This window comes from Flavobacterium sp., from assembly GCF_049590715.1.
Lineage (GTDB): Bacteria > Bacteroidota > Bacteroidia > Flavobacteriales > Flavobacteriaceae > Flavobacterium.
The window spans coordinates 1-7992 of the sequence record NZ_JBAWDL010000095.1; the positions used below are offsets into that span (position 1 = coordinate 1).

7 protein-coding genes are annotated in these 7992 nt (G+C 32.6%); 2 read left to right on the forward strand and 5 right to left on the reverse strand.

The genetic code is table 11. The features are described from left to right. Positions 1–8: 8 nt before the first annotated feature. The 5 genes from WBQ70_RS04615 to WBQ70_RS04635 all read right to left on the reverse strand — a co-directional run bounded on the left by WBQ70_RS04615 (position 9) and on the right by WBQ70_RS04635 (position 4784). The gene (locus WBQ70_RS04615) at positions 9–431 is read right to left on the reverse strand and encodes a DUF2846 domain-containing protein (protein WP_423911214.1); all 423 of its coding nucleotides are present in this window, start codon (positions 429–431) and stop codon (positions 9–11) included. Positions 432–446: 15 nt separating this feature from the next. Beyond that, a complete protein-coding gene (gene hisC, locus WBQ70_RS04620; protein WP_423911217.1) occupies positions 447–1496 on the reverse strand; it encodes a histidinol-phosphate transaminase in 1050 nt (349 codons plus the stop codon). Positions 1497–1597: 101 nt separating this feature from the next. Then, positions 1598–2881 carry a histidinol dehydrogenase gene (hisD, locus tag WBQ70_RS04625; RefSeq protein WP_423911220.1) on the reverse strand — a complete coding sequence of 428 codons (1284 nt, stop codon included), beginning with the start codon at positions 2879–2881 and terminating at the stop codon, positions 1598–1600. Between the two features lie 85 nt (positions 2882–2966). Further along, entirely contained in the window at positions 2967–3824 is an 858-nt protein-coding gene (gene hisG / locus WBQ70_RS04630) for an ATP phosphoribosyltransferase (RefSeq protein ID WP_423911223.1), read from the reverse strand. Between the two features lie 477 nt (positions 3825–4301). Next, positions 4302–4784 (reverse strand): hypothetical protein, encoded by a 483-nt coding sequence (locus tag WBQ70_RS04635; protein ID WP_423911225.1) that lies wholly within the window; start codon positions 4782–4784, stop codon positions 4302–4304. Between the two features lie 126 nt (positions 4785–4910). On the opposite strand from WBQ70_RS04635, the gene WBQ70_RS04640 reads away from it, so the two are divergent. Next, complete coding sequence (locus WBQ70_RS04640) at positions 4911–7004, forward strand: LTA synthase family protein (RefSeq protein WP_423911228.1); 2094 nt, start codon at positions 4911–4913, stop codon at positions 7002–7004. 121 nt (positions 7005–7125) lie between these two features. Beyond that, positions 7126–7755 carry an MCP four helix bundle domain-containing protein gene (locus WBQ70_RS04645; protein WP_423911230.1) on the forward strand — a complete coding sequence of 210 codons (630 nt, stop codon included), beginning with the start codon at positions 7126–7128 and terminating at the stop codon, positions 7753–7755. Positions 7756–7992: the final 237 nt, after the last annotated feature.

The following is a 7992-nucleotide window of genomic DNA, read 5'->3' on the forward strand; positions in this document are numbered from 1 at the left end:
TTAAATTGCTACAAGCATTTAGTGTCTTCAACCATTATCTCCATTTTCTTCTTAGCGGTATTCTCAGTAACTTCTTCGCAATAAATATTATTTATAAACATACCAGTTTCAAAAACAAGTTGCACATACGTTATTTTACCAGCTTCTACATTGACTTCAAACTTTTCTGCTTTTTCTTTTGAAACTTTTCCGCCAAATTGAACAGAGCATTCGTGTTTACCGACTGGTACTTCATGAATAGAAAACTTCTTATTATTCAACTTACAGACAAATTCTCCATCTATAAAAGTTTTAAATGCAGCTGCTGAACCTTGAAATCCTGTGGAACGTAAAAAATAAATTTTACCTGTTTGTAAATTTTCTTTGTCTTGCGCCTTTGCAAATGCAGTAAAAACTAAAGAAACTAAAAATGTGATTACTATTTTTCTCATTTAATATTTTTTAAATTATTTAATACCTTTCAAAGCCTCCATCAACTTCTTATTCTCCTCTTCAGTTCCAATCGTAAAACGCAAACAGTTTTCGCATAACGGCTGTGTTGTTCTATTACGAATCACAATTCCTTTGGCAATCAATTCATCATAACGTTTGTTGGCATTATCTACTTTGGCTAAGATGAAATTAGCTTCACTAGGATAAATTTTATTTACAAAAGAGACTTCATTTAAAACTTTAAGTAAAGATTCTCTTTGTGCTATAATGGATTTGATTTCGTTATCAATTTTAGTTTGATCTTTCAAACGTTCCAAAGCTCTTTGTTGCGTCAATTCGTTTACATTATACGGAGGTTTTATTTTGTTCAAAACCGCAACTACTTCTGCAGAACCGTAACAAATCCCCAAACGAATTCCTGCCAAACCGTACGCTTTAGAAAGTGTTTGTGTAATGATTAAATTCGGGTACTGATCCAATTTTGCCAACCAACTCGCTTTATCTGAAAAGTCAATATACGCTTCGTCAATTACTACAAAACCATTGAATTTATCCAAGATAGTCGTTACACTTTCTGTTGTAAATGAATTCCCAGTTGGGTTATTTGGCGAACACAAAAAGATGATTTTAGTGTTTGGTGTAACTGCTTCTAAGATCGCTTCTACCTTTGGCTGAAAAGCCTCAGAAAGTACAATTTCTTTGTGTTCTACATTATTAATATTGGCCAAAACACCATACATTCCGTAGGTTGGAGGCAAACTAATTACATTGTCTTCTTTAGGCTCACAAAAAGCTCTAAACAATAAATCCAATACTTCATCACTACCGTTTCCTAGCAAAATTTGATTGGTATTCAATCCTTTGTTTTTTGCCAAAACCGCTTTTACACTGCTTTGTTGTGGATCTGGATAGCGATTCACCCCGTTTTGGTAGGGATTTTCATTGGCATCCAAGAAAACCATATTGGCTGTATCAAAATCTTCAAACTCATCACGTGCTGAGGAATACGGTTTTAAAACCTTTACATTGGCACGAACTAAATTATTTATATCGAAATTTTTCATTTTTTTTCATTTTTAGAGAAAAGAGAAAAGAAGCAAGAAAAAAGACTTCTACACTAAATCTATACTTTCTTCACTTGTCTCTTGCTTCTTGTCTCTTGCTTCTATTCTAAACTCTTCAATCGCAACGTCACCGCATTCTTATGCGCTTGCAACCCTTCGGCTTCCGCCATGATTTCAATCGCTTTTCCAATGTTTTGAATTCCCTTTTCAGAGATTTTTTGGAACGTCATTGATTTCATGAAGCTATCCAAGTTTACACCTGAATAATTCTTAGCATAGCCATTTGTTGGTAGCGTATGATTGGTTCCTGAGGCATAATCACCAGCACTTTCGGGCGTATAGTTTCCTATAAAAACCGAACCTGCATTTTGAATTCCGTCCACATAAAAATCATTGTTTGCCGTACACACAATAAAATGTTCTGGTCCGTATTCGTTGATTAAGTCCAAAGCAATTGCATCGTTTTCGACAAATATCAATTTCGAATTGGCTATCGCTTTTTCGGCAATCGCTTTTCTTGGTAAAACGTCTAATTGCGATTGAATTTCACTTTCTACCGCATCCATCATCGCTTTTGAAGTCGAAACTAAAATCACTTGACTATCTGTTCCGTGTTCCGCTTGACTCAATAAATCCGAAGCTACAAATGCAGCTACAGCAGTATCATCAGCGACAACCAACAATTCCGATGGACCTGCTGGCATATCAATCGCTACACCAAATTGTGTTGCCAATTGTTTAGCCACGGTTACATATTGATTTCCAGGTCCGAAGATTTTATATACTTTAGGAATTGCTTGAGTTCCAAATGTCATTCCCGCAATCGCTTGGATTCCGCCTACTTTGATAATTTTAGTCACGCCACATAAATGGGCAGCATACAAAATCGCAGGATTAATATTTCCGTTTTTATCTGGAGGTGAACATAAAACAATTTCACTACAACCAGCTATTTTAGCAGGAACAGCCAACATCAAAACCGTTGAAAACAAAGGTGCTGTTCCACCAGGAATATACAAACCTACTTTTTGAATTGGTCGTTTTTCTTGCCAACATTGTACCCCTTCAGCAGTTTCTACTGAAACACGAGTCGTTTTTTGTGCTTGATGAAATTTCTCTACATTGGCTTTCGCCAAAGCAATAGCTTCTTTCAATTCGTTTGGCAAACTAGCAACCGCTGTTTCAATTTCAGGAGTCGTTACTTCGATGTTCTCGAAAGACACACCATCAAATTGCGTCGTATATTTGGCTACAGCCAAATCTCCGTCTTTTTGAACAGCAGTAAAAATCTCTTTTACTATTGCTTCAATATCGTTAACCGTTTTCGTTGGCCTTTCTAAAAGCGAAGACCAAGTATCGGGTGTTGGATTGTATATTTTATTCATTACTTTTAAGTTAAAGGTTAGATGTTAAGGGATAAGGGTTATTCGTAAAGACGCATAACTCCTAACACTTATACTCATAACTTTTCTACAAAACCATTTTCTCAATTGGGCAAACCAAAATTCCTTCGGCACCCGCTTCTTTCAGTTGGTCAATTACTTCCCAGAAAGTATCTTTATCAATCACTGTGTGTACACTACTCCAACCTTCTTGTGCTAAAGGCATAACCGTAGCACTTTTTAAAACAGGAAGAATAGAACTTATAGCATCAATTTTATCATTAGGGACATTCATCAAAATGTATTTTGATTTACGCGCTCTTAAAACTGATTCGATTCTGAATTTTAAAGTATCTATGATTTTCTGAGATTCAGGAGAAACTTTTGGTGAAACCGCTAAAACTGCTTCACTTTTGAAAATAACTTCAACTTCTTTCAAATTATTTTTAAACAACGTACTTCCACTTGAGACAATATCCACAATAGCATCAGCTAAACCAATGTTTGGAGCAATTTCAACTGATCCAGAAATTTGGTGAATATCAACAGTAACTCCTTTTGAAGCACAATAATCAATTACGGTATTCGGGTACGAAGTTGCTACACGTAATCCATTCAAATCTTGAATAGAATTGTATTCAAAAGCTTTAGGAACCGCAATCGAAACTTTGCATTTTGAAAAACCTAATTTTTGAATTACTTCAATATTTTTTCCTTTTTCAACCAATAAATTATCACCAACAATAGCGATATCTACTACCCCATCAATCAAATACTGAGGGATATCAGAGTTCCTTAAATACAAAACTTCTAATGGAAAATTAGATGCTTCAGCCTTTAACTGATCGATACCATTGTTGATTGAAATACCCGCATCTTTAAGGATTTGGATACTTTCTTCGTTTAATCTACCTGATTTTTGAATTGCAATTTTTAAAGTACTCATTGTTTTGTTTTTTTATGTTTTATTGAATGTGTTTGAGTACAAAGGACTTAACACACAATGAAAAACCCGTTTGATGTACTCAAACGGGTTTATTAATATGATGATTTACACGCATACCATTAACACATCGCCTGAGAGCAATAATGAGAATGATGATGATGCAATTGATTTGATAACATATATTGTAAAATTTAACAATCTTTAATTTCGTTTGCAAATATACTTTTTATTTTAAAACTACGCCATTTTTTATTTGATTTTAAAATAAAAAATGGCAGTCACAAATTCACAAAATACTATTACTAGAAATAGTTAGCAACACAGATTAAAGAAATTAGAAAAATCTGCACAAATTTCAGCTTCATCCAAGGGACGAGTCCCTTCTTAAATGTTCTTTTCTTTTCTTATATCGTTTAAAAAAGCTTTTGGTGAAACACTTATATGACTTATATGCTTAAAAAATAACCATCTCAAAAATTAATCTCCATCAGGAGTTTCAACATGAACTCCTTCCACCACTGTATCACGAATTTCAGTATGTCTAACCTCTCCTCCTGAAGTTCCAGTTTTCAAGGCAAAAATCAACCCAATTCCAGCTACAAATAAGATAATGATCGAAACCAATCGAGCTCTTGAGTGTGTTTTTACATTCAAATAAAAACCATAAATTGACAATGCTCCTAATACATAAAGAATTAACGCTAATTTTTCAGCATATTCTTCATGTTCATGAATAATATGGTGTCCTATATTGGGCATATCTTCTACTAATTCCTCAGCACCTTCGCCTGTGTACATACTCAAAAAAGCAAAAATAGCAGACACAACAAATAATGAATAAGCTGTATTTTTAATACCATTATTTCTAAAAACCAATCCTGAGATTAAAATTCCAAAACCAAAAATCAATCCAAGAATAGGAAAATGATTCACCATCAAGTGTAAATGTGCGTCGTTCATAGTATTTTATTTAATTTTACTCAAAAATAGATTTTCTCAATTGAATTCCAAAAAAAAAGTTCAATCTATTGGATAATATTCGCATCATCATTTCAATTTATTTACTTTTACAAAAAAAAACACAATATGTCATTTTTAAAAAAATTAGCCCCTTTTTACTCGCTTACACTTTTTTACATGTTAGTAAGTATTATTTTAAGAATTGTACTTCTATTTCATCCTATCACACAAGCATCCTTTTCTTTTATTGATATTCTTTCTATATTTTCTATTGGCTTAGTGTCTGACTTTTTAGTCTTTGTTTTAGCCAGTGGCTTTTTATGGTTGTATCTCATCTTTATTTCCAATGCAAAATATTTAAAACCTTACGGGTATATTCATTTTGGTTTACTAATTGCCTTATTTCTCTATATTTATTCTGGAAAATCAATCCTTACAGAATATGGTGGTGCTTTACCTGAAATAGGATTGGCATTTGTTGGGATTAAAACTTTCCTTTTTGGATTATTACTGTTCTCTCCAAGAAATCGAAATAAAATCAGGTATTGGCTTTTTGCTTTTGTAATGTTTTTGTATGTTGTTTTAATACTTCAAAATGCGATCAGTGAATATTTCTTTTGGAATGAATTTGGAGTGAAATATAATTTCATAGCCGTTAATTATTTGGTATACACCAATGAGGTCATCGGAAACATTATGGAATCGTATCCAGTAGTTCCTATTTTTGGAACTTTATTTATTGTTGCAGGAACGATAGCTTACTTCATCATTAAAAGATCTAAAATTTACATTGAAAAGATTCCTTCTGTTTTTGAAAAAATAAAACTATCGGTTATCTATTTTGCCTTTTTTGGAATCGCATTATGGGGAATTCCTAAATTGGCATTAGCTGAAAATTCTCCCAATGTTTTTACCAATGAACTTCAATCTAATGGAATTTACCGTTTCTATTTAGCCTTTATGAATAGCGAATTGGACTTTTTTAAATTCTACAAAACCTTGCCTGAACAAGAAGCCTATACTTTATTGAACAATCAGATTCCTAATTTAAAACCGCTTTCCTCTACAAGAACAATACAATCAGACAGCGCTGAAATACATAAAAATGTAGTTTTAATTACAATCGAAAGTTATAGTGCTGACTTTATGAAAATGTATGGTAACGATCAAAATATCACACCTTTCTTAGACGATTTAGCAACTAAAAGTTTATTGTTTACCAATTTATATGCCTCTGGAAACAGAACCGTTCGTGGTCTTGAAGCAGTAACTTTGTGCTTGCCTCCTACTGCTGGAGAAAGTGTTGTGAAACGTAAAGACAACAAAAACAAATTCACTACAGGTAGTATCTTTAATAATAAAGGGTATCAAGTAAAATACCTTTATGGTGGTGATGCTTTTTTTGATAATATGGAAGATTTCTTCTCAGGAAATGGTTATGACATTGTAGATAAAAAGACTTTCAAACCTAACGAAATTACCTTTTCAAATGTATGGGGAGTTTGCGACGAAGATATGGTTAACAAAGCCATCAAAACGATGAATACCGAAGCCCAAACAGGAAAACCTTTCTTTAACCACTGGATGACGGTGAGTAACCACCGTCCTTTTACGTATCCAAATGGAAAAATTGATATTCCTGGCGATGCTAAATCAAGAGAAGGTGGCGTGAAATACACCGATTATGCCTTAAATAAATTCTTTACAGAAGCTCAAAAACAACCTTGGTTTAAGAATACCGTTTTTGTTATTATTTCTGATCATTGTGCATCGAGTGCAGGAAAAACAGAACTTCCGGTCGATAAATACCGCATTCCTGCCATGATTTATGCTCCTGGTTTTATAGAACCAAAACATTACACACAACTAATGTCGCAAATAGATATTATGCCAACGTTATTTGGTTTATTGAACTTTAACTACCAATCGAAATTTTTCGGTCAAGATGTATTGAAACCAGATTATAAACCTAGAGCATTAATTGCTACTTATCAAGATCTAGGATTGCTAAAAGACAATGTCTTGACAATTATTTCGCCTAAACAACAAGTAAAACAATTTGGATTAGAATTACAACCAAAAGAAGGTGTTGCCCCTGATTTCCAAATTTATTATGACCAAAAACCGTTAAAAAAAGAAAGAGCCGATTTAATTAATGAAACCATTTCATACTATCAAACAGCATCAGATATTTTGAAGAAAAAGAAATACGGTAAATAAACTTCAGAATATTTATAATTTTAAAACCTACTTTATTATATTAAGTAGGTTTTTTTATTCCCACCAACTGTTTTTATCAACTGTAATATCTTATATTGCATAGTCCTAAAAGACTAACACTATGACTATTTTAAAAAATTACAATAATAAAACCAAAGCAGCCTTTGTATTGTTGATTGCTATGCTTATCATCTTATTGAGCAATTTCAATACACTTCAAAATTCTAAAAAAACAAACGAGAATATCAATGCTATTTACAACGATCGGTTAGTTGTGGCAAATTATATTTTTCAATATACTAATGAATTGCACACTATAAAAGCAAATGCAATCTCAACAAGTCTTACTGACACTCAAAAAACAAAAGCAATTAGTACGACTATCAAAAACATTCAAAATATTGATCTCTTATATTTAAAAACAGTATTGACTTCAAATGAAAAAACTTCATTTGAAAATTTTCTTAGTACTTGTTCAACTATTAACAAAGCATCCGAAAGTAACAACTGGAATCTTGTCAATAATTCTAGCGATAAGGCATTACAAACCTTAGAACAATTATCACAAATCCAAATTGATGAAGGAAAGTCTAAATTAGCACAATCTAATAAACTTCATGAAGGTAACGCAATGATGGGAGAACTCGAAATCGCTTTACTGGTAATATTAAGTGGTCTTTCATTGTATTTATTAATGATTAAAAAGAACAAAATAAATTTAAAAATGCCTGAAGCACCTGGTATGAATTGAGGCTTAATCAAATTCAAGTTCCCTTTTGCATGTTATCCTGCCTTTAACCTAGAAGACTTTTTTAACGATGAGAAGATTAATTTCATTCTTCTATTTCTATAATAATTTATACATTTGTAATGATTAAAACATTTCTCTAAAAAATGATAATGGATCAGGATAAATTTATTTTCTGTCTCGAAGCGGTACCTGATATAGAAAAAACAAACTCAACCGACGTACTTAAAAACCTCGAGT